The sequence below is a fragment of the Caballeronia sp. GAWG2-1 genome (assembly GCF_023631405.1).
GTDB lineage: Bacteria > Pseudomonadota > Gammaproteobacteria > Burkholderiales > Burkholderiaceae > Caballeronia.
Genome location: NZ_JALQDD010000006.1, coordinates 23,793 through 47,765, shown reverse-complemented (window position 1 = coordinate 47,765; position 23,973 = coordinate 23,793). Strand labels below are relative to the sequence as shown.

15 protein-coding genes and 2 pseudogenes are annotated in these 23,973 nt (G+C 62.7%); 2 read left to right on the top strand and 15 right to left on the bottom strand.

The window, feature by feature from the left end; genetic code table 11:
• Positions 1-13: 13 nt before the first annotated feature.
• From NCR98_RS02650 to NCR98_RS02640, 3 genes are all read right to left on the bottom strand, one after another.
• Positions 14-1,120 (bottom strand): S-(hydroxymethyl)glutathione dehydrogenase/class III alcohol dehydrogenase, encoded by a 1,107-nt coding sequence (locus NCR98_RS02650; protein WP_244827166.1) that lies wholly within the window; start codon positions 1,118-1,120, stop codon positions 14-16.
• A 32-nt stretch (positions 1,121-1,152) separates the two neighbouring features.
• On the bottom strand, positions 1,153-2,367 hold the full coding sequence (locus tag NCR98_RS02645; RefSeq protein WP_250525450.1) for an AGE family epimerase/isomerase: 1,215 nt from the start codon (positions 2,365-2,367) through the stop codon (positions 1,153-1,155).
• Positions 2,368-2,543: 176 nt separating this feature from the next.
• Positions 2,544-3,956: a xylulokinase gene (locus NCR98_RS02640; RefSeq protein ID WP_250525449.1), complete on the bottom strand. Its 1,413-nt coding sequence runs from the start codon at positions 3,954-3,956 to the stop codon at positions 2,544-2,546.
• A gap of 335 nt (positions 3,957-4,291) precedes the next feature.
• Here NCR98_RS02640 and NCR98_RS02635 point away from each other — a divergent pair, with 335 nt between their 5' ends.
• The gene (locus NCR98_RS02635) at positions 4,292-5,668 is read left to right on the top strand and encodes a nucleobase:cation symporter-2 family protein (RefSeq protein WP_250525448.1); all 1,377 of its coding nucleotides are present in this window, start codon (positions 4,292-4,294) and stop codon (positions 5,666-5,668) included.
• A gap of 96 nt (positions 5,669-5,764) precedes the next feature.
• Here the strand turns inward: NCR98_RS02635 and NCR98_RS02630 are convergent, their stop codons facing one another.
• From NCR98_RS02630 to NCR98_RS02605, 6 genes are all read right to left on the bottom strand, one after another.
• Positions 5,765-7,237 carry an efflux transporter outer membrane subunit gene (locus tag NCR98_RS02630; protein ID WP_250525447.1) on the bottom strand — a complete coding sequence of 491 codons (1,473 nt, stop codon included), beginning with the start codon at positions 7,235-7,237 and terminating at the stop codon, positions 5,765-5,767.
• Position 7,238: 1 nt separating this feature from the next.
• Positions 7,239-10,457, bottom strand: a complete 3,219-nt coding sequence (locus tag NCR98_RS02625) for an efflux RND transporter permease subunit (RefSeq protein ID WP_250525446.1) — start codon at positions 10,455-10,457, stop codon at positions 7,239-7,241.
• 18 nt (positions 10,458-10,475) lie between these two features.
• Positions 10,476-11,690 (bottom strand): efflux RND transporter periplasmic adaptor subunit, encoded by a 1,215-nt coding sequence (locus tag NCR98_RS02620; RefSeq protein WP_250525445.1) that lies wholly within the window; start codon positions 11,688-11,690, stop codon positions 10,476-10,478.
• 515 nt (positions 11,691-12,205) lie between these two features.
• Complete coding sequence (locus tag NCR98_RS02615; RefSeq protein WP_250525444.1) at positions 12,206-13,729, bottom strand: efflux transporter outer membrane subunit; 1,524 nt, start codon at positions 13,727-13,729, stop codon at positions 12,206-12,208.
• 1 nt (position 13,730) lies between these two features.
• Positions 13,731-16,919 (bottom strand): efflux RND transporter permease subunit, encoded by a 3,189-nt coding sequence (locus NCR98_RS02610; protein ID WP_244827161.1) that lies wholly within the window; start codon positions 16,917-16,919, stop codon positions 13,731-13,733.
• Positions 16,920-16,937: 18 nt separating this feature from the next.
• Positions 16,938-18,257: an efflux RND transporter periplasmic adaptor subunit gene (locus NCR98_RS02605; RefSeq protein ID WP_244827160.1), complete on the bottom strand. Its 1,320-nt coding sequence runs from the start codon at positions 18,255-18,257 to the stop codon at positions 16,938-16,940.
• 453 nt (positions 18,258-18,710) lie between these two features.
• On the opposite strand from NCR98_RS02605, the gene NCR98_RS02600 reads away from it, so the two are divergent.
• Entirely contained in the window at positions 18,711-19,427 is a 717-nt protein-coding gene (locus NCR98_RS02600; protein WP_250525443.1) for a TetR family transcriptional regulator, read from the top strand.
• Here NCR98_RS02600 and NCR98_RS02595 read toward each other — a convergent pair.
• The 6 genes and pseudogenes from NCR98_RS02595 to NCR98_RS33640 form a co-directional block, all read right to left on the bottom strand.
• A complete protein-coding gene (locus NCR98_RS02595; protein WP_250525442.1) occupies positions 19,374-20,165 on the bottom strand; it encodes an SRPBCC family protein in 792 nt (263 codons plus the stop codon). The genes NCR98_RS02600 and NCR98_RS02595 overlap by 54 nt on opposite strands.
• A gap of 86 nt (positions 20,166-20,251) precedes the next feature.
• Complete coding sequence (locus NCR98_RS02590) at positions 20,252-20,629, bottom strand: DUF427 domain-containing protein (RefSeq protein ID WP_250491846.1); 378 nt, start codon at positions 20,627-20,629, stop codon at positions 20,252-20,254.
• A 151-nt stretch (positions 20,630-20,780) separates the two neighbouring features.
• Positions 20,781-21,263, bottom strand: coding sequence for a peptidase associated/transthyretin-like domain-containing protein (locus NCR98_RS02585; protein WP_250525441.1), 483 nt, complete (start codon positions 21,261-21,263; stop codon positions 20,781-20,783).
• A gap of 331 nt (positions 21,264-21,594) precedes the next feature.
• Entirely contained in the window at positions 21,595-23,112 is a 1,518-nt protein-coding gene (locus tag NCR98_RS02580; protein ID WP_250525632.1) for a DegQ family serine endoprotease, read from the bottom strand.
• A 190-nt stretch (positions 23,113-23,302) separates the two neighbouring features.
• Positions 23,303-23,746: pseudogene (locus tag NCR98_RS33645) on the bottom strand (YadA family autotransporter adhesin); the annotation flags it as partial.
• 92 nt (positions 23,747-23,838) lie between these two features.
• Positions 23,839-23,923: pseudogene (locus NCR98_RS33640) on the bottom strand (hypothetical protein); the annotation flags it as partial.
• Positions 23,924-23,973 lie beyond the last annotated feature (50 nt).

Here is a 23,973-nt window from a genome sequence, read left to right as displayed (position 1 = left end):
GCTGCATCCTCTCTCAATAGATCACGACGGAACGAATGGATTCGCCCTTCTTCATCAGGTCGAAGCCTTCGTTAATACGTTCAAGCGGCAAATGGTGCGTAATCAGATCGTCGATATTGATCTTGCCTTCCATGTACCAATCGACGATCTTCGGCACATCCGTGCGTCCACGCGCGCCGCCGAATGCCGAGCCCTTCCATTCGCGCCCGGTCACGAGCTGGAACGGCCGCGTGCTGATCTCCTGCCCCGCCGCCGCCACGCCGATGATGAACGACTGTCCCCAGCCCTTGTGCGTGCATTCGAGCGCCTGACGCATCAGCTTCACATTGCCCACGCATTCGAAGGAATAGTCCGCGCCGCCATCGGTGAGTTGCACGATATGGTCGACCACGTTCTCCACTTCGTTCGGGTTGATGAAGTGGGTCATGCCGAACTTCTTCGCAAGCTCCACGCGCCCCGGATTGATATCGACACCGATAATCTTGTCCGCGCCCACCATCTTCGCGCCCTGGATCACGTTCAGGCCGATGCCGCCCAGCCCGAACACGACGACGTTCGCGCCCGCTTCGACCTTCGCCGAATACACGACCGCGCCCACGCCGGTCGTCACGCCGCAGCCGATGTAGCAAATCTTGTCAAAAGGCGCGTCCTCACGAACCTTTGCGACGGCGATCTCCGGCACCACGATGTAGTTCGAAAACGTCGACGTGCCCATGTAGTGAAAGAGCGGCTTGCCGTCGATGGAAAAGCGCGAGGTCGCATCGGGCATCAAGCCCTTGCCCTGCGTCGCGCGAATTGCCTGACAGAGATTGGTCTTGCGCGAGAGGCAGAATTTGCACTGACGGCATTCCGGCGTATAGAGCGGAATGACGTGGTCGCCCTTCTTCAGCGTGCCGACGCCCGGCCCGACATCCACGATCACGCCTGCGCCTTCGTGGCCGAGAATCGCGGGGAACAGGCCTTCGGGGTCGGCGCCCGAGAGCGTGTAGTAGTCGGTGTGGCAAATGCCCGTCGCTTTCACTTCGATCAGCACTTCGCCCGCGCGCGGGCCTTCGAGATCGACTTCCTCGATGGTGAGCGGCTTGCCTGCTTCCCATGCGATTGCTGCTTTGGTCTTCATCGTTCAAGGCTCCTGATGTCGTTTGATAGGAATTAGCGGATCACGTTCAGCGCTTCGTAGCATGCGCCCATCGTGTGATAGTCGGTCTTGCCGGCGGGGCTTTTCTCGTCGTTGTACTGGCGGTTATCGCGCGTGAGGATGCGATACCACGCGCCGTACTTGTGATCGACGAAATGCGCCCAGCTATAGGTCCACAAACGGTCGTAATCGTTCCAGTAGCGCGTCGCGGCGGCGCTGTCGCCATCGCGTTCGGCGCGATCCGCGAGCAAGGCCGCGGCCGCGAACGATTCCGCCTGCACCCAGAAGTACTTGTCCTCGTCGTAGAACTTGCCGTCGGGATCGAAGCCGTAGACCATGCCGCCGTGCTCGTCGTCCCATGACAGTTCCATCGCGCGATCGAAAAGCTCACGCGCACGCGTGACATGCCACGCTTCCGGACGATGCCGGTCGAGAATCATCAGCAGCTTCGCCCATTCGGTCTGATGTCCCGGCTGAAAACCCCAAGGCCTGAAGATGTTGCTGCGATCGCCCTTGTTGTAATCCCAGTCGACAGACCAGTCCGGCTTGTAGTGCTCCCACACGAGCCCGCCCGCAAGCGCTGCCTGACGGTTCACCATGTTGTCGGCGAGGAGCGCCGCGCGGTCGAGATAGCGCGCTTCGCCGGTCGCCTCGAAGGCGGCGAGAAACGCTTCGCACGTGTGCATGTTGGCGTTCTGGCCGCGATAGTCCGACACCTTCCAGTCGGCGCTCGCTTCGTCCTTGTACAAGCCGTGGGCGGCGTCCCAAAAGTGCGTCTCCATCAGTTGCCAGGTTTCGTCGAGATAGGCGCGTGCTTCGTCGAAACCCGCTTCGATCGCCTTCGCATACGCAAGCACGACGAACGCAAGGCCATAACAATTATTCGTCGCATCGGTGACGTCGCGGCCGGAGAGCGTCCACGCGTAGCTGCCCGTTTGCGGGTTGTAGTGAAACTCGCGCAGATAGTCGATGCCGTGCTTCACGCCGCCGCGGTATTCGTCGAGGCCGAAGTGCTTGTGCGCCATCGCGTAGTTGAAGACGAAGCGCGTGCTCGACACGAGATGCCGCGACTTGCGGTCGTAGATCGTGCCGTTGTTCTTGTAGTAGTGATAGAACCCGCCGTTCGGATCGAGACAGTGCGGGTGATAGAAGATCATCGTGTGCAGCGCGTGATCGAGCAGGAATTCGCGCGAGCGGAAAGCGGGTTGCGACGGTGCGGATGCGGACATGGCTGATTTCGATGTGGTCAGGGGCAGCTCATATGAAGCGGTTCTTCATGAACCGGACGGCGCGAACTTCGGTCGAGCGCAAAGTTTAAGCGGTAAAAGAAAAACGCGGCGCGGGGTCGGCGTGGGTTCGCTCTAGACATGGCACTTTGCGTAGCCGATGCCCCGAGCGCCCACGCTCAAAACCAGTCATGCGCGCGCTGGTACAGATCGATGAAGCGCGCATACCGCGTATCGAGTGCGGGGTTCGTTTGCGGAATCGCGACCCGTGTCGCGGATGGCGCGAGCGCGTGAATCTCGTCGATACGAAAGTGCCCCGCCGCGATGCCGCCGAGCATCGCCGCACCGCGCGTTGCCGCGTTCGGGCAATCGACGGCATGGAGTTCGGCTTGCAGGGAATCCGCGAGCAATTGACGCCAGCGTGCATCGATGGAACCGCCGCCCGCAAGCCGCAACGAAGTCAGCGGCGTGCCGTGCTGTCTGATGGCATCGAGTCCCGCACGCAATGCGAACGTCACGCCTTCGAAGGCGGCGCGCATCAACGTGCCGCGCGAATCGTTGAGACCGAGACCGAGCCAGCCGCCGCGCGCTGCCGGGTTCATCCACGGCGAGCGCTCGCCGCTCAGGTACGGCAGGAAGGTGACGGAGGCGCTCGGGTCGGCGGCGAAAGCGTCGTCGTAAGCGGCCGGCCACGATGCATAACCAAGCCAGCCGCGCACCGCTTCGAGCGCGACGCCCACGTTCTGCATGGCCGCCATGCGATACCACGCGCCGCTCGCCGCGCGATACGTATGCAGTCCGTGCACGGGTGCGGGCGCGGCGTCGCACATCACGATGATCTGGCCGCCGGTGCCCGTGGTGAGAAGCGCGTCGCCGTCGGCGGTGAGGCCGCTGCCGAGCGCGGCGCATGGCGTATCGCCCGCGCCGACGGCGAGCGGAATGCCCGCGCGCAGGCCCAGTTCCGCCGCCGCTGCCGCCGACAACGTGCCCGCCGTTGCATGCGATGCCGCGAGCGGTGCGAACCACGCGCGCTGCAAACCCAGCTTGTCGATGAGCGCATCGTCCCATTCGCCCGATGGCGCGGCGAGCGCCGTGGCGCATGCATCCGATGCATCCGTCACGAACGCGCCGCCCAGACGCGCGCGCAGCCAGTCCTTCGGCTGCAATGCCCAGCGCATCTGCGGGACAAGCGTGCTTTCATGCGCGACGAGCCAGCGCAACAGCGGACCGGCCATGCCCGGCGCGACGGGGTTTTGCTGCGGCTCGGACCACGCATCGAGCAGATGGCTCGCGCGCGTGTCCGGCCAGAGCATCGCGGGGCGCAACGCGCGGCCGTTGGCATCGGCGGGAACGACGCCATGCATCTGACCGGAGAAGCCGATCGCGCGCACCGCCTGACGTTCGTCGACAGGAAGATGCGCGGCGGCATCGGCGAGCGCGGCGTACCAGGTATCGACGGAAGTTTCAGCCCAGCCGGGATGTGCGCTCGTGACCGAATAGGCACGGCTCGTCATGGCGACCTCGTGGCCGCGTTCATCGATGATGGCCAGTTTCAGCGAACCCGTACCGAGATCGATGCCTAAGAAACGCATGGGATTTCGTGCTTCGGAAGGAGTAAGGGAAAACGCGTAAATCGCGGGTTAACCCCGCCAATACGCGACGAGCATGAAAAACGGACTATACGCGCGCCGCCATGAACATCATAACGAGCACACGAAGATGGCGGCCTTTCGTCACACGACGGTTCTGCTGCGATAACCGCCAAACCCCTTGTAGCAAGGACTTCCGCGAAACGCAAACGATCCGGGCGCGCTAAATATATATCGGCGTGCGAACGCGGCGTATAGCGTCCCGTGGTCTTGTTCGCGCATTTTGATGCACTTACCGTGGAGGCCACACAAATGCCAAGGCATACAAGGAGAGAGACATGGCTTCGAACAAGGTGCATCCGGTGGACGAGCGTTTGCCGACAGGACAGTTACTGACACTTGGCATCCAGCACGTTCTCGTGATGTACGCGGGCGCGGTTGCGGTGCCGCTGATTCTCGGCGCCGCGATGAATCTGTCCAAGGATCAGATCGCGTTCCTCATCAGCGCCGATCTGTTTTCATGCGGCGTCGCCACGCTGATCCAGACGCTCGGTCTCTGGATCTTTGGCATCCGCTTGCCGGTCATCATGGGTTGTACTTTCGCCGCCGTCGGCCCGATGGTCGCCATCGGCACCAATCCTTCGCTCGGCATTCTCGATGTGTTCGGCTCGACCATCGCGGCCGGCGTGATCGGCATCGTGCTCGCGCCGATGATCGGCAAACTCCTGCGTTTCTTCCCGCCAGTCGTGGTCGGCACGGTGATCGCGGTGATCGGCTTGTCCCTGATGGGCGTGGGCATCAACTGGGCGGCGGGCGGTGTGGGCAATCCCGACTACGGCAATCCCGTTTATCTGCTGCTGTCGCTCGTCGTGCTTTCGCTGATTCTGCTCATCAACAAGTTCGCGCGCGGCTTCATCGCCAATATTTCGGTGTTGCTCGGCATTGTCGCGGGCTTCGTGATCGCCGCCATGCTCGGCCGCGTCAACATGGACGGCGTCGCGCACGCCCCGTGGGTCGGCGTCGTGCTGCCGTTCCACTTCGGCTTGCCGCACTTCGACGCGCTGTCGGTGGCGACCATGGTCATCGTCATGTTCGTGACCTTCATCGAGTCGACCGGCATGTTTCTCGCGGTCGGCGATCTCGTCGATCGTCCGGTGGATCAGAAAGCGCTCGTGCGCGGCCTGCGTGTCGATGGCCTCGGCACGCTGATCGGCGGCGTCTTCAACTCGTTCCCGCATACGTCGTTCTCGCAAAACGTCGGGCTGATCGGAGTGACGGGCGTGAAGAGCCGCTTCGTCTGCGCGACCGGTGGCGTGATTCTCGTCGTGCTCGGCCTCTTTCCGAAGATGGCGCAGGTCGTTGCATCGGTGCCGCCGTTCGTGCTTGGCGGCGCGGGCATCGTGATGTTCGGCATGGTCGCGGCGAACGGCATCAAGACGCTGTCGCGCGTGGACTTCTCGACGAACCATCACAACCTGTTCATCGTCGCGGTGAGCGTGGGTATGGGCATGGTGCCGGTGGTCGCACCGAAGTTCTTCACGCAACTGCCGCATGCGCTGGAGCCGATTCTTCACAGCGGCATCTTGCTGGCTTCGGTGTCGGCGGTGATTCTGAATATCGTGTTCAACGGCGTGCGCAAGGAGCGCGATGCGCGCCGCGAGATTCGCGAGGCCGCACACGAGTTCGACGCGGTTCATGCGAGTGAAGCGCAGTAAGAGCAGATTCCTGTAGTGCTTGCGTTGAGCGCCGCGGTGTAAGCCGCGGCGTTTTTTTACGTCGCGCAAGAACAGCAGGCGCTGTTTCGCACGATCTCAACCCGCCGATGCCGCAACCGGCGCATCCGCCTCGCGCGGCATGTCTCCCGTATGCTCGATCCATCCGCCGCCGAGCGCCTGATACAAGCTCACCAGATTAGACAAACGTTCAGTGCGCGCCGTGATCAGCATCTGCTGTGTCGAATACAGATCCTGCTGCGCTTCGAGCACGCCGAGATAGCTATCGACGCCCTGCTTGTAGCGCAATGTCGAAAGATCGAGACGCCGTTGCTGTGCGCTCACATCGCGCGTGAGCGCCGCGATTTGCTGATCGTAAGTGCCGCGGGCCGCGAGCCCATCGGCGACTTCGCGGAAGGCTGACTGAATGGCCCTCTCGTACTGCGCAATCTCGATCTTCTTCTGCACATTTGCCAGATCGAGATTGGCCATGTTCTGACCGCCTTCGAAGATCGGCAGCGTGATGGTCGGCGCGAAACTCCACGCTGCCGAACCCGGCTTGAACAACCCGCCGAGCGACGGACTCAGCGTGCCGAAACTGCCGGTGAGCGAAATGCTCGGGAAGAACGCCGCGCGCGCCGCGCCGATGTTCGCGTTCGCCGCCAATAAATTCTGCTCGGCCTCCATGATGTCTGGACGGCGCGTCAGCAGATCCGACGGCACACCCGCCGGAATATCGGTCAACAGGTGCTGATCGTCGAGCGGCATGCCGCCCGTCATATCGGCGGGCATCGGCTCGCCTAGCAACAGCACGAGCGCATTGACGGCTTGCGCGCGTGCGCGCTCCTGCGCCTGGAAATTGGCCGCCGCGCTTTCGACCACGGTCTGCGACTGACTCAGTTCCAGTTCCGATGCCGTACCGTTATCGAACTTGAGCTTGTTGATACCGTATGAATCGCGCGCGGTCTTGAGCGTCTGTTGCGTGACTCGAAGCAGGTCGTCAGCCTGCAGCACTTGCAGATACTGCGTCGCCACCTGGGACACGAGCAATAACTCCGCTGCCTTGCGTGCGTACGCCGTCGCAAGATACTTCGCGAGCGCCTGATTCCTGAGACTTTGCACGCGGCCGAACAGATCGATCTCCCACGCGCCGTTCAACCCGACCGAATACTGATTCGAGATCGTCTGATCGAGAAACGACAGATCTTTCGGCGTGCGCTGCTTCGACTGGCCCGCTTGCGCGCCGATAGTCGGAAACAGTTCCGAACGCACGACACGGTACTGCGCTTGCGCCGCCTGCACGTTGAGCACGGCGACGCGCAGATCGCGATTGTTCTTCAATGCGATATCGATAAGCTGCTGCAAACGCGCATCGACGAAGAAATTGCGCCAGCCAGTGTCGGCCGCGGCCACGCCGTTTGCATTGTGCGCGCCCGGCGGTTGCGTCTCGTACACACCGCCTGTCGGAAAGCTCGCTGCGACTGGCGGCAAGGGGCGCTCGTATTTCGGCGCCATCGTACAGCCGGTCGCGATCACGGACACGGCTGCTGCAATCAAAGAAACTCTACGCATCTCAATGTCCCTGCTTGCCCGTGCCGTTGCTGTTGCTGTTGCCCTTTCCCTCGCCGTGCGAGGCATTGGCACGTTGCCGTTCGTAGTGCGCGATCGCCGCGTCCGCGTCTTCCTTGTCGCCGCCGAAGCGCGCGCGCACGACGACGAAGAACATCGGGACCATGAAGATGGCGAGGAACGTCGCGGTCACCATGCCGCCGATCACACCGGTGCCAATGGCGTGCTGACTCGCCGAGCCCGCGCCATTGCTGATTGCGAGCGGCAAGGTACCGAGAATGAAGGCGAGCGAGGTCATCAGGATGGGGCGCAGACGCAGACGCGCGGCTTCGAGCGCGGCCTCGATCGGTCCGATCTTTTCGGAGATCTGCAAGTCGCGCGCGAACTCGACGATCAGAATGGCGTTCTTCGCCGACAGTCCCACCGTGGTCAAAAGACCGACCTGGAAGTACACGTCGTTTTCGAGTCCACGCAAGGTGACGGCAAGCAACGCGCCGACCACGCCGAGCGGCACGACCATGATCACGGAGAACGGGATCGACCAGCTTTCATAGAGCGCCGCGAGACACAGGAACACCACGAGGATCGAAATGCCGTACAGAACCGGCGCCTGCGAACCGGATTGAATTTGCTGGAACGACAAACCCGTCCATTCGTAGCCAATGCCTGCCGGCAACTTTGCGGCGATGGCTTCGATGGCCTGCATGGCTTGGCCCGTGGAGCGGCCCGGCGCGGCCATGCCCTGGATTTCGACTGACGAATTGCCGTTGTAGCGTTCGAGCTTTGGCGAGCCGAAACTCCATCGGCCGGTCGCGAACGACGAAAACGGCACCATCGAACCGGCGTTGTTGCGCACGTACCAGCTATTGATGTTGTCGGGTGACATGCGGAACGGCGCGTCGCCCTGCAGATACACCTTCTTGATCCGGCTGTCGACATCAAGGAAGTTGTTGACGAACGAAGACGCCCAGGCGATCGAAAACGTCTGGTCGATATCGGACGCCGACACGCCCTGCGCAAGCGCCTTCTCCCGATCGATGTCGACCTTGAACTGCGGCGTATCGTTCAAGCCGTTCGGGCGCACCTGCGCAAGCGACGGATCCTTCGCGGCCAGACCGAGCAGCATGCCGCGCGCTTCCATCAGCTTTTCGTGGCCCACGCCGCCGCGATCCTCCAGCTCGAAGTCGAAGCCCGACGCGGTGCCGAGTTCGGGAATCGACGGTGGATTCACCGGAAATACGAGCGCATTGCGATAGCCCGCGAACTGTCCGAAAGTTCGGCCGACGAGCGCCTGCACTTTTTCGTCCGCGCTCTGGCGCTTGGCGAAGTCCTTCATGCGCACGAACACGAGGCCGGAGTTCTGGCCACGGCCCGCGAAGCTGTAGCCGTTGACCGTGAAGACGGACTCGACGATCCCGCTTTCTTTCTTCAAAAGATAGTTGGCCACGTCGTTCAGCGCGCGCTGGGTCATTTCCTGCGTGGAACCGGCGGGCGTGGACACGAGCACGAACATCGTGCCCTGATCTTCGTCGGGCAGGAACGCTTTCGGCAGCTTGGTGAACAAGAGGCCAACCACCGCGATGACCGCGAGGTATAACACGAGGAAGCGCCCCGAGCGCCGAATCACACGCGCAACGCCGACCTGATACTTGTCGCGGCCCTTGTTGAAGGTCCGATTGAACCAGCCGAAGAAACCCGTGGTCTTTTCCTCGTGACCTTGCGGCAAGGGCTTCAGGATGGTCGCGCACAAGGCCGGCGTGAGGATCATCGCGGTCAGCACGGAGAGCACCATTGCCGAGACGATGGTCAGCGAGAACTGGCGATAGATCGCCCCGACCGAGCCGCCCGAGAACGCCACCGGCACGAACACCGCCGACAGCACGAGCGCCACGCCCACCAGCGCGCCGGTGATCTGGCCCATGGCCTTGCGCGTGGCTTCCTTCGGCGAAAGCCCTTCCTCGCTCATCACGCGCTCGACGTTTTCGACGACCACGATCGCGTCGTCCACCAGCAAGCCGATGGCGAGCACGATGCCGAACATCGATAGCGTGTTGATGGAAAAACCCACCGCCGCCATCACGCCGAAAGTGCCGAGCAGCACCACCGGCACCGCGATGGTCGGAATGAGCGTGGCGCGGATGTTCTGCAAGAACAGATACATCACGAGGAACACCAGCACGATGGCCTCGATGAGCGTCTTCACCACGTCGGAGATCGACTGGCGCACGAACGGCGTCGTGTCGTACGGATACTTTACGACGAGACCGGGCGGGAAGTACTTCGACAGCTCCTGTACCTTCGCGCGCACCGCGTCCGCCGTCGCCAGCGCGTTCGCGCCCGTCGCCAGATTGATACCGAAGCCCGCCGCCGGAGAACCGTTGTACTGCGTCTCGAAGTTGTAGTTCTCGCCGCCGAGACCCACCTTCGCCACGTCCTTCACCCGCACCTGCGAGCCGTCCTGATTCACTTTCAGAAGCACGTTGCCGAACTGGTCGGGCGTGCGCAGCAAGGTGGCTTCGGTGATCGTGGCCTGCATCGATTGGCCGGGCACCGCGGGCGTGCCGCCTAGCTGGCCGCCCGAGACTTGCACGTTCTGCGCCTTGAGCGCGTTCTGCACGTCGACCGGTGTGAGCTGGAAGTTGCTGAGTTTGTTTGGATCTAGCCAGACGCGCATGGCGTACTGCGTGCCGAACAGGCTCACCGTGCCCACGCCGTTGACTCGGCTGATGGGGTCCTGCAAATGCGACGCGACGTAGTTGGAGAGATCGTTGCGGCTCATGCTGCCGTCTTCGGAGACGAACGCGAGCACGAGCAGGAAGCTGTTGCTCGACTTCGAAACCGACAACCCGAGTTGCTGCACGATCTGCGGCAAGTTCGGTGTCGCCAGTTGCAGCTTGTTTTGCACCTGCACCTGCGCGATGTCGGGGTTGGTGCCCGCCGCGAAGGTCAGCGTGATGGTGGCCGTGCCGAAGTCATCGGAGGTGGACGAAATGTAGAGCAGATGGTCGAGCCCGTTCATCTGCTGCTCGACCACCTGCGTGACTGTGTTCTCGACCGTCTGCGCCGATGCACCGGGATACGTCGCCGTAATCTGGATGCTGGGTGGCGCGACCGTCGGATATTGCGCGACGGGCAGCGTCGAGATCGACGCGAGGCCCGCGAGCATCAGGATGATGGCAAGCACCCACGCGAAAATCGGGCGATCGATAAAAAACTTGGCCATGTGGCGTACCCTCCGTCCCTACGCGCCAGCAACGGCTGAAGCAGCCTTCGCGGGAGCGGCGGCCTGATTGTCGGAAGAAGGCTGCGTGGAAGGCCCGGGCGACTGAACCGTCACCGCTTTCACCGGCATGCCGGGACGCACCTTCTCGATACCCTCGACGATCACCCGGTCGCCCGCCTTCACGCCGCTGTCGACGACCCAGTTCTGCCCGACCATGCCGGAGGTCACGAGCTCGCGTAGCGCGACCTTGCCGTCGGTATCGACGATCAGTGCGATCGGCGTGCCCTTCTGGTCATGCGTGACGCCCGTGACAGGCACGACCAGCGCCTGCGGATTCACGCCCTCTTCGATACGCGCTCGCACGAACATGCCTGGCAACAACACGCGATCCTTGTTGTCGAACACGGCGCGCACTGTTACCGAGCCGGTGGACGGGTCCACGGTCACATCGGAAAACTGCAGGCGGCCCTGTTCGGGATAGACGCGGCCGTCTTCGAGAATCAGCGAAACCTTCGCGGCGTTCGGACCCGACGCGGTAAGACGCCCTTCCTGAATCTGGCGGCGCAGCTTGAGCCCGTCGAGGCTGGATTGCGTGAGATCGACATACACCTGGTCGAGCTGCTGCACGGTTGCCATGAGCGTGGCCTGCGCCGCTTGCACGTAGGCGCCCGGCGTGACCTGCGAGATGCCGATCTGGCCGGTCACGGGCGAGGTGACATCGGTATAGCCGAGGTCGATGCGTGCGGTTTGCACGGAGGCGCGAGCCTGTGCCACGTCGGCGGCGGCCTGACCGGCCGACGCGACAGCGTTGTCATAGTCCTGCTTGCTCACCGCGTTCGCGGCGACCAATACCTTGTAGCGCTCGGCTTGCGCATCGGTCGATGCGAGATTCGCCTCGGCCTTCGCAAGCGACGCTTTCGCGCTGTCCAGCTTGGCGATGTACGGCGCTGGGTCGATCTTGTAGAGCCGCTGACCGGCCTTGACGAGACTGCCTTCAGTGAATTCACGGCGCAGCACGATGCCATCGACGCGCGCACGCACTTGTGCATCGATGAAAGCGCTGGTGCGGCCCGGCAGTTCGCTCGTGACGGGCACCGCGACCGGCGCAAGCATGACGACGCCGACTTCGGGCGCATGCGCCGGCATGTCCGGATGTTTTTCACCGCATGCGGCCGCTAGCGTGACGACCGACAAAGCGCAGATGAGGCGGTATGGAATCCGTTCGAAACGCATGGAGCGACGACCTCTGTGGTTACCGGGATAAATAGATGAATAGATACGCACGTCCTCGGTCGAGAACGGACGGAAAGAACGTCGATGCCAATCGTCTTTTCGGGATACCTAATCTTCCCCATTGCATGAAGCCTGTGGCCAGGAAGCGCTTCGTCGATTCCAGCCGATTCACAGCTGATTCACAGCAATCGCAACTGATTTGCGCGTCGATTAATGCCGATACGCACGCAGTTGCACAGGAAAGCTGACATGCCTTCAGCACGCAGGCACGTTGGAGGATGCCGATTATAGTTAGCGCGTCGATCAGTAACGCTAAACAAAGGTAATAATTTGCTGAAATTTGGCACGACCTGTCATCGCGCGACGCGTTTTCCCGGTACATTCAGTGTCACGCCGCGACGTGGACCATGGACGAAAAAAAGCCCGACACGAGGTCGGGCTCTTCACTGCATCATCCCACTATCAACCATCACGGACAGCTTGCGAAAGTGACTACCGAGCGCAACTTGCGAACCTCAACTCGCCGCATCGGATGCTGCCTTCGGCGGAGTAGCCGAGCCGAAATCCGTGGGAGTGTCGGCCGGACGCGGGGCATCGCCGAAATGCTCGATCCATCCGCCGCCGAGATACTGGTACAGATCGACGAGGTTGGTCAGGCGGTTCAAACGCGCGCTGATGAGCGTCTGCTGCGCGTCATACAACGAGGTCTGCGCGGTCAGAACAGCGAGATAGCTGTCCACGCCATTGCGATAGCGCAGGTCCGACAACTCCAGCCGCCGGCTCTGCGAACTCACGAAGCGTTGCAGGGAGCGAATCTGCTCGTCGTACGTGCCGCGCGCGGCGAGACCGTCGGCCACTTCGCGGAACGCCGTCTGAATGGCCTTCTCGTAGTTGGCAATCTCGATGCGCTTCTGCACGTTCGCCAGATCCAGATTGGCGACGTTCGTGCCGCCCTCGAAGATTGGCACGCTGATCTGCGGTGCGAACGACCACGCCGCCGAACCCGGCTTGAACAATCCGCCAAGCGTGGGCGAGAGCGTACCGAAACTGCCCGTCAACGAAATGCGCGGAAAGAACGCGGCCCGCGCCGCGCCGATGTTCGCATTGGCCGCAAGCAAGCTCTGCTCGGCCGCCGCGATATCGGGACGGCGCGTGAGAAGGTCGGAAGGCAGACCCGCCGGAATGTCGGCGAGCAAGTCCTGCGCATCCAGCGGCATGCCGCCCGGCAGATCGTCCGGCAACGGTTCGCCCACGAGAAGCACGAGACCGTTTTCCGCTTGCGCACGCAGACGCGCCTGCGACTGCAGATTCGCCTGCGCCTGTTGCACCACGCCCTCGGCCTGACGCAGATCGAGTTCCGAACCCGTACCGTTGTCGAACTGCAGCTTGGTGATGCGATACGACTCCTGCGCCGTCTTCAGCGTGTTCTGCGTGACGGTGAGCAGATCGTCGTAGGCAAGCATGGTCAGATACTGGTCCGCCACCGAAGACACCAGCGAGATTTCCGCCGCCTTGCGCGTTTCCGCGAGCGAGAAATACTGCGCGAGCGCCTGATCCTTCAGGCTGCGAATCCGCCCGAAGAAGTCGATTTCCCACGACGCATTCACGCCCACCGAATACGTGTTCGAGATGGTCTGATCGAAGAACGACAGGTTGCGCGGCGTGCGCTGCTTGCTTTGCGAGCCAACCGCATCGAGCGTCGGGAAGAGGCCCGCGCGCGTGATCTGATACTGCGCGCGCGCCGCATCGACGTTGAGCATCGACACACGCAGATCGCGATTGTTCTTGAGCGCGAGTTCGACAATACGCTGCAGACGCGCATCGGCGAAGAAATCGCGCCAGCCGATATCCGGCGCGGTCTGCCCGCTCGCGCTGCGGCTCTTGTCTGCCGCGCCTTCGGCAGTCGGCTGCGTGGCGTACACGCCGCCTTCCGGGAACGTCTGCGTGACGGGCGCGGCCGGCCGGTCGTACTTCGGCTCGAAGGTGCAGCCCGTGGCCACGAAAGCCACGGCGGCTGCGATCAACGAAAGTTTTAGCATTTCAATGTCCTTCCTTGCCAGAGCCCGCGGGCGCGCCGCCATGCGGACCTTCGATATCGCCGCCGGACGAACCCGGTGCCGGCATGTCCTTGCTCTTGCTGAACTTGCTGATCACGACGAAGAACATCGGGATCATGAAGATCGCAAGGAAGGTCGCGGTCAGCATCCCGCCGATCACGCCGGTGCCGATTGCGTGCTGGCTCGCCGAACCCGCGCCGTTACTGATGGCAAGCGGCATCACGCCGAGAATGAACGCGAGCGACGTCATCAGAATCGGACGCAGCCGCAGACGCGCCGCTTCCATCGCGGCTTCCACCGTCGACATGCCCTGCATGCGCAACTCGCGCGCAAACTCGACGATCAGAATGGCGTTCTTCGCGGACAAACCCACCGTAGTCAACAGGCCGACCTGGAAGAACACGTCGTTTTCCAGACCGCGCAGCGTCGCCGCTAGCAGCGCGCCGAGCACGCCGAGCGGCACGACCATGATGACCGAGAACGGAATCGACCAGCTTTCGTACAGCGCCGCGAGACACAGGAACACGACGAGAATCGAGATGCCGTACAGAATAGGCGCCTGCGAACCCGACTGACGTTCCTGATACGACAGCCCCGTCCATTCGTAGCCAATACCCGCCGGCAGCTTCGCCGCGATGGCTTCGATGGCCGTCATGGCCTGACCGGTCGATTTGCCAGGCGCGGCCGCACCCTGGATTTCCACCGCCGAGATACCGTTGTAGCGCTCGAGCTTCGGCGAACCGTAGATCCAGTCGGTGGTCGCAAAGGCCGAGAACGGCACCATCGTGCCCGAGGTGTTACGCACATACCACTTGCCGATGTCTTCCGGCGACATACGGAAGCGCGGCTCGGACTGCACGTACACCTTCTTGATCCGGTTATCCACGTCGAGGAAGTTGTTCACGTACTGCGACGCCCACGCGATCGAGAAAGTCTGGTCGATATCGGAGATGGAGACGCCGAGCGCATTCGCCTTCTCGCGGTCGATGTTCACCTTGAACTGCGGCGTGTCGTTCAGGCCGTTCGGACGCACCTGCGCGAGCACCGGGTCTTTCGACGCCATGCCGAGCAGCATGTTGCGCGCTTCCATCAGCTTCGCGTGCCCCACGCCGGCGCGATCCTCCAACTCGAAGTCAAAGCCCGACGCGGTGCCGAGTTCCGGAATCGACGGTGGATTGACCGGGAAGATCATCGCGTTCTTGTAGGGCGCGAAGTGCATGAACATCCGGCCGACCAGCGCCTGCACCTTGTCATTGCTCGCCTGACGCTGCGCGTAGTCCTTCATCCGCACGAACACGAGACCGGAGTTCTGGCCGCGACCCGCGAACGAAAAGCCGTTCACCGTGAAGACGGATTCGACGATCGCCTTCTCGTCGTTCAGCAGATAGTTCTGCACGTCGGCGAGCACACCGGCCGTGTATTCCTGCGTCGAGCCGGACGGCGCCTGCACGAGCACGAACATCGTGCCCTGGTCTTCATCGGGAAGGAACGACTTCGGCAGGCGCAGGAACAGCATGCCCACTGCCACGATTACGACCAAATAGATGATGAGCCAGCGCCCCGAGCGCCGGATCACGTGCTGCACGCCCTTGTGATACTTGTCCTGGCTCTTGTTGAAGTTGCGATTGAACCAGCCGAAGAAACCCTTCTTCTCGGGCTGATGCCCTTCCGGATGCGGCTTCAGAATCGTCGCGCACAGCGCCGGCGTGAGCACCAACGCGACCATCACGGACAGCACCATGGCCGCCACGATGGTGAGCGAGAACTGCCGGTAAATGGCGCCGACCGAACCGCCCGAAAACGCCACCGGCACGAACACCGCCGACAGCACGAGCGCCACGCCCACCAGCGCGCCCGTGATCTGGTCCATCGCCTTGCGGGTTGCGTCCCGTGGAGACAAGTGCTCCTCGGACATCACCCGCTCGACGTTTTCCACCACCACGATGGCATCGTCCACCAGCAAGCCGATGGCAAGCACGAGGCCGAACATCGACAGCACGTTGATGGAGAACCCGACCGCCGACATGATCGCGAACGTGCCGAGCAACACGACCGGCACGGCGATCGTCGGGATGAGCGTCGCCCGCAAGTTCTGCAGGAACAGATACATCACGAGGAACACCAGCACGATACCTTCGATCAGGGTCTTGACCACTTCCTCGATCGAAAGCCGCACGAACGGCGTGGTGTCGTACGGATACTTCACGACCAGCCCGTTCGGGAAGTACTTCGACAGTTCGTCGACCTTCTGGCGCACGAGCTTCGCGGTGTTGAGCGCGTTCGCGCCCGTTGCGAGCTGGATACCGAAACCGGCCGTCGGCGCACCGTTGTACTTGGTGTCGAAGTTATAGTTTTCGCCACCCAGATCGATACGCGCCACGTCCTTCAGGCGCACCTGCGAGCCATCCTGATTCACCTTCAGCAGAATGTTGCCGAACTGCTCGGGTGTTTGCAGAAGCGTCGCTTGCGTGATGGTCGCCTGCAGCATCTGCCCCGGAACCGCCGGCGTGCCGCCGAGCGAGCCCGCCGCCACCTGCACGTTCTGCGCGGTGATGGCGGTCTGCACGTCGACCGGCGTCAGACTGTAGTTGGTGAGCTTGGTCGCATCGAGCCAGATACGCATGGCGTACTGCGAGCCGAACAGCGTGACCGTACCCACACCATCGATACGCGAAAGCGGGTCCTGAATTTTCGACGCCACGTAATTCGCGAGGTCGTACTTGTTCATGCTTCCGTCCTGCGACACGAATGCAAGCACCAGCAAGAAGCTGCTGCTCGACTTCGTGACCTTCGTACCGAGCTGCTGCACGACCTGCGGCAGCAATGGCGTCGCGAGCTGCAGCTTGTTCTGCACCTGCACCTGCGCGATGTCCGGATTCGTGCCCGCCGCGAACGTCAGCGTGATGGTGGCCGTACCCGAGTCGTCACTGGTCGAGGACAGATACAACAAGTGATCGAGGCCGCTCATCTGCTGCTCGATCACCTGCGTCACCGTGTTTTCGACCGTGCTCGCGGATGCGCCCGGATACGTCGCGCTGATCTGGATGGCAGGCGGCGCGATCGTCGGATACTGCGCGATAGGCAGCGTGAAGATCGACGCCATGCCCGCCAGCATCAAGATAATCGCGATCACCCACGCAAAAATCGGGCGATCGATAAAAAACTTTGCCATGAAACAGGCTCCCTGTTATTACGCGCCCGATGCGGCCGATGCCGGCGCCGCTTGCGCGCCGGATGCGTTGCCCGAAGCTGCGCCCGGCGCGGCTGCGCTCGGGCCCGTGGCGCCGCTCGCGCTGTTGGCGTTGTCGGGTGTCGCGCCCGCGCCGGATGCCGCTGGCGCCTGACCGGCCGCCGCGCCCGAGGCCGGCTGTGCGGGCAGTTGCGCCGCGACCGGCTTCACTTGCATACCGGGCTTCGCCTTTTCCACGCCGTTCACGATCACGCGGTCGCCCGGATTCAGGCCACTGTCGACCACCCAGTTGTTGCCGAACGTGCCACCGGTGACGAGCTGACGCAGTTCGACCTTGTCGTCCTTGTTGACGACGAGCGCGGTCGGCTGGCCCTTCTGGTCATGCGTGATGCCGATTTGCGGCACGACGAGCGCCTTGTCGTTCGTGCCTTCCTCGATACGCGCCCGCACGAACATGCCCGGCAGCAGCACGCGATCCTTGTTGTCGAAGATCGCGCGGACGGTGACCGAACCCGTGCTTTGGTCGACGCTCACATCGGAAAACTGCAGCTTGCCCTGCTCCGGATAGACGCGGCCGTCTTCCAGCACCAGCGACACCTTCGCCGCGTGGATTCCCTGAGTCTGCAAACGCCCGTCCTGAATCTGACGACGCAGCTTGAGGCCATCGACGCTCGATTGCGTCAGATCGACGTAGATCGGGTCGAGCTGCTGCACGGTGGTGAGCAGCGTCGCCGCGCTCGCCTGTACATACGCGCCCGGCGTGACTTGCGACAGACCCGTGCGGCCGGTGATCGGCGAGACCACGTCGGTGTAGCCGAGGTTGATCTGCGCGGTATCGACGGCGGCCTTGCCCGCGGCGACATCGGCGACGGCCTGGCCTTGCGCGGCCACGGCGTTGTCGTAGTCCTGCTTGCTCACCGCGTTGGCCGCGACCAGCACCTTGTAGCGCCCGGTCAAGGCGTTCTGCGACGCGACATTCGCCTGCGCCTTGGCGAGCGTCGCCTTGGCGTTGTTCAGCGCGGCGATATAAGGCGCCGGGTCGATCTTGTACAGACGCTGACCTTGCTTGACTTCCGCGCCTTCGACGAACTCACGGCGCAGGACGATTCCATCCACCCGCGCGCGCACTTGCGCGACCAGGAACGCGTTCGTGCGGCCCGGCAATTCGGCGATGACCGGCACGCTGGTCGGCTGCACGGTGACGATGCCCACTTCGGGCGTTTGCGGCGGAGGTGCTGACTGTTTTTGTCCGCAGGCAGCCAGGAAAACGGCAGCCGTCGCGGCGGTGATTAAGCGGAATGGAACCCGTTCGACGCGCATGGAGCGACCTCTGTCTAAGACTGAGAGTGAAGTTGGGTGCGCGACGGCCTTCCCCGGGCGATGCCGCGCACAAGCGTCGCAAGACGCTGACCAATAACCAAGCAGTGAGACCAGTGAGCGCAACGACCGGCCAGTGGCCGGCTCGCTTGCCTGTATTCCTGCCCGTGCGCGGCGCTATGCAAGCGCCGCCGATGGCCAAGAGGACGGCCAGAACGGGCAATCGAAATGAAAGCTTGGTCGGATAGTACTCGCCCTCTCCAGCTTGGGCTATCGGTCGACGGGTGGTATTGTATATACATTCACGAATGAATGTAAAAAACTGAGACAGCGGTCCGTCGGCAAGGCGTAGCGAAATCGCCTCGACGGAATCGATTACGTTCGACGAACCTTCGACAACCGGCCTTCGCCCGGTCGAACAGCAAGGCAGGAGCAAACGGCCAACGGCCGCAGAATATGGTCAGACGAACCAAGGAAGAAGCACAGGAGACACGCAACCGCATCCTCGACGCGGCGGAGCGCGTCTTTTACGAAAAAGGCGTGTCGCGAACGACGCTCGCGGATATCGCGCACGCCGCGGGCGTCACGCGCGGCGCGATTTACTGGCATTTCGCCAACAAGGGCGACCTCTTCAACGCCATGTTCGACCGCAGTCTTCTTCCGCTCGACGAACTCGTGGAAGCGACGCTCGACGGCAAGGAGCCCGACCCGCTTGCGCGCATCCGCGAAATCTTCATCTGGTGCATGCGCAGCATCACGGCCGATGAACAGCGCCGCCGCGTCTTCGACATTCTGTTTCTGAAGTGCGAGTTCGTCGAGGAAATGGGACCGGTGCGCGAGCGCCATCAGAACAACATGCGCGACGGCATGGAGCGCATCGAGCGTGCGCTGCGTAATGCCATCGAAAAGAAGCAACTGCCGGCGGCGCTCGACACGCGACGCGCCACCACGCTGTTGCACGGGCTTTTCACCGGCATCCTGCACGATTCGCTGATGCTACCCGGAAGCGTCGATCCGGAACACGACTCCGAAGCCGTCATCGATGCCTGCTTCGACGCCTTGCGGTGCAGTCCGGCCTTGCTCAAGAACGCCGGCTACCCCGAGCGTTCGATGCCCGCCTCATTGCAGGCCAACGTACTCTGCGAAGAACACAAAGAGTCCGACACAAACTAGCATCGCGAGCCACGCCCAGGTGGGCAGACCGAACACGCGCGGTGCGCCCGCGCCATCGCGACTACGGCGCACGAGGCCATGCGCGGCCAGACGATGACGCAGCACATTGGTCGCGGCGCCATCGACGGAGTTTCCGCCCATCGCGCGAGCGGTCGCGCCGCCGCGACGCGAGAACGCCGCCGACATCGAACCCGGTCGCAAGAAGAGATGCCGGCGCGGCACGGCTTCCTGTTCCGCACGCGCCGATGGCAAACCGTATTTCGCCCGCACGACTTCGCAGAATTCGGCGAAAAAGTCGTCGGCTGCTTCGTGCAGTGCGTTTTCAATCTGCCGTGGCGGCAATGCGGCGAGCGGCCCCGAAACCGTCGCCCAGACCGTATATTCGATCCACGTGTCCGCGCCGCCGTCCTCCGCGTTCACCGCGACGGCTATCTGACCGCGCAACGAACCCACGCCTTCGCCGCGTGCCTTGAAACTGAGCGTGCTGGTGTCGTCGTCGATTTCTTGGCTTTCGTCGGCCTGCGCCAGACGCCTGCGACGAGCAATGTGCGCGCGAATTTCGTAACGCGCGCGCAAGGCGCCGATCGGCATGACGAGCGTCAACACGTATTCGCCGCTTGGCGTGAGCGTAAAGGACTCGCAATTATCGAGACTCGCGCGCAACAGCGTGAGATCGCTCAACGCCGCCTTCACATGCGCCGGATCGAGCGGAACGCGCAACGCTTCGGTGACTTCCATCCGCTTCTCCGGGCAAGGACCGCGTTCTGGCTATTGCGTTTCGGCTCGCGCGCCTCGAGTTCGGCGCTTTTTATTCGACGCCCTGCCTAGGAAGTCACGTCGATACGATCGACCCGCGATGGATAAAACGCGAGGTATCCGCCGATCTGCCGCGCGCTTTCGAGCGGCGCCTCGTAACTCCAGGCGGCGTTTTCGACCGGGCCTTCCTCGGTCATCAGATGGTAGTGCGTGGCCTGCCCCTTGAACGGACAGTCCGATGTATGGATGGAGCGTTGCAGGCGCGCCATGTTGACGTCGGCGCGCGGGAAATAGTGCACGTCGTCGGCGCCCGTTTCGGAAAGCGTCACGGCTTCGTGCGTGTCGGCGTAAGTGACGCCCTGGTGAATCACGCGGCAGCGCCGTCCGTTCGGCGCGATCTCGATCCGATGCGCCGCTTCATGCCCGTCGTTCAGATCCGTGCTCATCGTGGGCCCTCCGGCCTCTGCCGAATTTGCGAGGCGCGTTGGACGCCTCGTCACCAAAAAAAGCCACGAGCGTGCTGCCCGTGGCTTCATTATGAGACAAACTCTGGTCGCCGGGTGGACGGGATTTCGCCCGGACCGGCGGGAATTATCGTTACTGGATGCTCCAGTGAAACGCCGCCTTTGCCTTGCCCGGTCCGGAGACATTGACCGACTGCTTCTTCTCCTGATCCTTGTACTTGGCGTAGACCGTGTAGCTGCCCGCCGGCAGCTTGACAAGCATGTAAGGTCCCATGGAATCGGTGCTCAGCACTTCACCGCCTTTGCCGCCGACGATCCGCACGTGCACGCCCGACAAGTAATCCGCGGTTGGACCCGTAAAGCGCAGCGATAGCGGCCAATGCGCTTGTTCGCGCTGCAAGGCGTGCGATTCGTCGAGGCCGACGCCGCCCGACGTAAAGGACACATCGCCTTGCTGTTCGATTTGCGGCAGTCCGCCGCCGTTTTCGTTGCCCGCGCTCGACGTATCGCTCGTGCCGGCGCTCGATGCCTGCGCCCATGCGCCGCCTGCCATTCCAGCCGAAAGCGCCGTCACCAGCAACGCGGTTGCCAGTTTTCCCGTGGTCTTGCTCATCATTATGTTGGCTCCTTTATTCGATGCCGCGGCATGCGAACACACCGACGACGCCACGCCCGATGCGTCTTTTCCACGCGATGGGGCACCGAGTGGGGTGTAGAGCATGCTTTGTGCCTGCGCGTTCAGGCGGGGTGTTGTTGATCGTGCGGTGGAACGCGCTTGGTGGAATGATGCGAAAGCCATTGCAGAACGTGCTATCCATTGCGCGTTTGGAAAAGCACGCCGGACGACTCAGCGACGCTAAGCGCCATTCATGCCGCATGCGCAAGCGCGGTTTGGGGCGACGCGAACACGCCACTCCGAACCGCACGACGCGCATCGACGTACACCATCAGCCAAGATCGACCGGCACGAAAATCTGCGCATTGTCCCGCTGGATCAGCAGCGCGATGCTGTCGCCCGCGTGCGAGATCATTGTCTTCAACTGCTGCGCCGTCGTGACGGGCTGGCCATTGACCGCGAGAATCACGTCGCCTGCCTGGATACCCGCATTCGCCGCCGCGCCGTTCGATTGCTGCACGAGCAAACCGCGCGACACCGAGCTTTCCTGCTTCTCTTCCGGCGTGAGCGGGCGCACCGCGACGCCGAGGCGCGCGTCCTGTGCGGCGGCGCCGCCATCGTCGTCGCCCTTCACGTCAGCGCTTGCGGTCTTGGCGTCCTTCAGCGCGCCGATCGTCACGGTCAGATCCTTCGCGCTCTTGTCGCGCCACACCTGCACCTTCGCCGATGTGCCCGGCGAAAGACCCGCGACTTGCGACGGCAACGAGGTCGAATCCGTCACCTGCGTGCCGTTCAGCGAAAGAATCACGTCGCCAGGTTGCAAGCCAGCCTTCGCTGCCGGTCCGCCCTGCTCGACCGAACTCACGAGCGCACCTTGCGGCGACTTCATGCCGAACGAATTGGCGAGCGTCTGATTCAGCCCTTGCACCGTTACGCCGAGCCGGCCGCGATCGACGTGACCCGTTTTGATGAGCGCGTCCTTTACCTTGATCGCCTCGTTGATCGGGATGGCGAACGAAAGCCCCTGGAAACCGCCCGTCTGCGAATAGATCATCGAGTTGATGCCGATGACTTCGCCTTGCAGATTGAAGAGCGGCCCGCCCGAATTGCCCGGATTCACCGGTACATCGGTCTGGATGAACGGCGTGTAATTCTCGTTGGGCAGCGCGCGCGACTTCGCGCTGATGATGCCCGAGGTCACCGTGTTGTCGAAGCCATACGGCGAACCGATGGCAACCACCCACTGCCCGACCTTGCTGCCGTTGGGGTCGCCGATTTTCACCGTGGGCAAATCTTTCGCGTCGATCTTCAGCACCGCGACGTCCGATTGCTTGTCCGCGCCAACCACCTTCGCCCGATATTCGCGCTTGTCCGTGAGCTTGACGGTGACGACATTCGCGCCATCGACCACGTGCGCGTTGGTGAGAATGTAGCCGTCATTGCTGACGATGAAACCCGAACCCAGCCCTTCGCTCGGACGGTCCGCGCCGGGACCCGCGCCATCGCCGCCGCCCATGCCGGGCACGCCGCCATAAAAGCGCTTGAAGAACTGATAGAACGGATCGTCGGGGTCCATCGGCACTTGATTCGCGTTGCCGCGTCGGGCGGACGTTTGCTTCACGACATGCTTCGCGCTGATATTCACCACGGCCGGACCATAGGTTTCGACGAGGCCGGAGAAATCGGGAACGCCGGTCTTCGCCGCGGCTTCGGCAGGCATCAGCGCGGCTTGCGCGGGCGCGATGACCTGCGGCGCAGGCACGTTGTTATGGCCGGCCACGTAGCCCGCCGACAAGGCAACGGCGACCGCTGCTGCGACGGCGCTGCGTGTGAGAATCTTCGCTTTCATCATGTGTGCTCCTGACGGGTTGCGCTTGAGAAGGCGCCATTGGATGAACGAAGATTACGGGGTGTCGCTTAAAGCTTTCTTAAGGTGCGTAAAATGCAAAAAGGGCGGCTACCCTTTCGGATAGCCGCCCTGCTTACTGCCTTATCGATGCTTCGTGCTTCTGGTTTGGTCTCGCTCGCGAACCGCGTACTTAGAACTCGTAGCCGACTTGACCGCGCACGCCTGCGTCGCCGTGCGGCGTGATCGAGGCTGCAGCGTTGACGAGCCAGCGGCTGTCACGCGAACGGTAGGTGCCGCCAATGCCCATGGCCGTGTAGCCCTTGTAGTTCGCGACACCGGCTGCGACCACGGTCTTGCCCGGCTGACTCGGCGTCAGGTTCGGCATGGCCATCGCGGCGGCGACGCCGGAAAATGCCTGACGCGCTACCGTATCGACGTTGCTTTGAACTGCGTTCAACTGGTTCATGTTGACACCGTCGGTACCGTTGATGCCCGGCGCGACGTTCGTCAGGCGACGTTCGTTGCCCTTCGAGCCGATCGAGACGGTGTTGTCTTCGTCCGCGACAGAACCGCTACCCAACGCGACGGAGTTGTTACCCGTTGCCTTCGAGCCATTTCCGAGGGCGGTCGAGTCGGTGCCGGACGCAACAGCGGGGGTGTCGGTCTTTTGCGAAGCGACCGTTGAAGCAGCGCCTTCGACGTTGCTCAATTGCTGCGCCAGACTCGAAACGTTTTGGTTCGTTTGATAAAGCTGCGAGCCGTTGACTGCGTCGGTACTGTCGGCGCTCAAGGCGCCAGCCGATACGCCGGTCACCGTACGCGTGCCATCGGTGCCCGTCATGTCGACGACCGTGCCGCCCG

Excerpts from the sequence above, each read along its gene's own strand:
- NCR98_RS02615 (WP_250525444.1), bottom strand. The coding sequence starts at position 13,729 with ATGCTAAAACTTTCGTTGATCGCAGCCGCCGTGGCTTTCGTGGCCACG.
- NCR98_RS02630 (WP_250525447.1), bottom strand. The coding sequence starts at position 7,237 with ATGCGTAGAGTTTCTTTGATTGCAGCAGCCGTGTCCGTGATCGCGACC.
- NCR98_RS02590 (WP_250491846.1), bottom strand. The coding sequence starts at position 20,629 with ATGAGCACGGATCTGAACGACGGGCATGAAGCGGCGCATCGGATCGAG.
- NCR98_RS02645 (WP_250525450.1), bottom strand. The coding sequence starts at position 2,367 with ATGTCCGCATCCGCACCGTCGCAACCCGCTTTCCGCTCGCGCGAATTC.
- NCR98_RS02610 (WP_244827161.1), bottom strand. The coding sequence starts at position 16,919 with ATGGCAAAGTTTTTTATCGATCGCCCGATTTTTGCGTGGGTGATCGCG.
- NCR98_RS02620 (WP_250525445.1), bottom strand. The coding sequence starts at position 11,690 with ATGCGTTTCGAACGGATTCCATACCGCCTCATCTGCGCTTTGTCGGTC.
- NCR98_RS02640 (WP_250525449.1), bottom strand. The coding sequence starts at position 3,956 with ATGCGTTTCTTAGGCATCGATCTCGGTACGGGTTCGCTGAAACTGGCC.
- NCR98_RS02585 (WP_250525441.1), bottom strand. The coding sequence starts at position 21,263 with ATGATGAGCAAGACCACGGGAAAACTGGCAACCGCGTTGCTGGTGACG.
- NCR98_RS02625 (WP_250525446.1), bottom strand. The coding sequence starts at position 10,457 with ATGGCCAAGTTTTTTATCGATCGCCCGATTTTCGCGTGGGTGCTTGCC.
- NCR98_RS02635 (WP_250525448.1), top strand. The coding sequence starts at position 4,292 with ATGGCTTCGAACAAGGTGCATCCGGTGGACGAGCGTTTGCCGACAGGA.
- NCR98_RS02595 (WP_250525442.1), bottom strand. The coding sequence starts at position 20,165 with ATGGAAGTCACCGAAGCGTTGCGCGTTCCGCTCGATCCGGCGCATGTG.
- NCR98_RS02600 (WP_250525443.1), top strand. The coding sequence starts at position 18,711 with ATGGTCAGACGAACCAAGGAAGAAGCACAGGAGACACGCAACCGCATC.
- NCR98_RS02580 (WP_250525632.1), bottom strand. The coding sequence starts at position 23,112 with ATGAAAGCGAAGATTCTCACACGCAGCGCCGTCGCAGCAGCGGTCGCC.
- NCR98_RS02650 (WP_244827166.1), bottom strand. The coding sequence starts at position 1,120 with ATGAAGACCAAAGCAGCAATCGCATGGGAAGCAGGCAAGCCGCTCACC.
- NCR98_RS02605 (WP_244827160.1), bottom strand. The coding sequence starts at position 18,257 with ATGCGCGTCGAACGGGTTCCATTCCGCTTAATCACCGCCGCGACGGCT.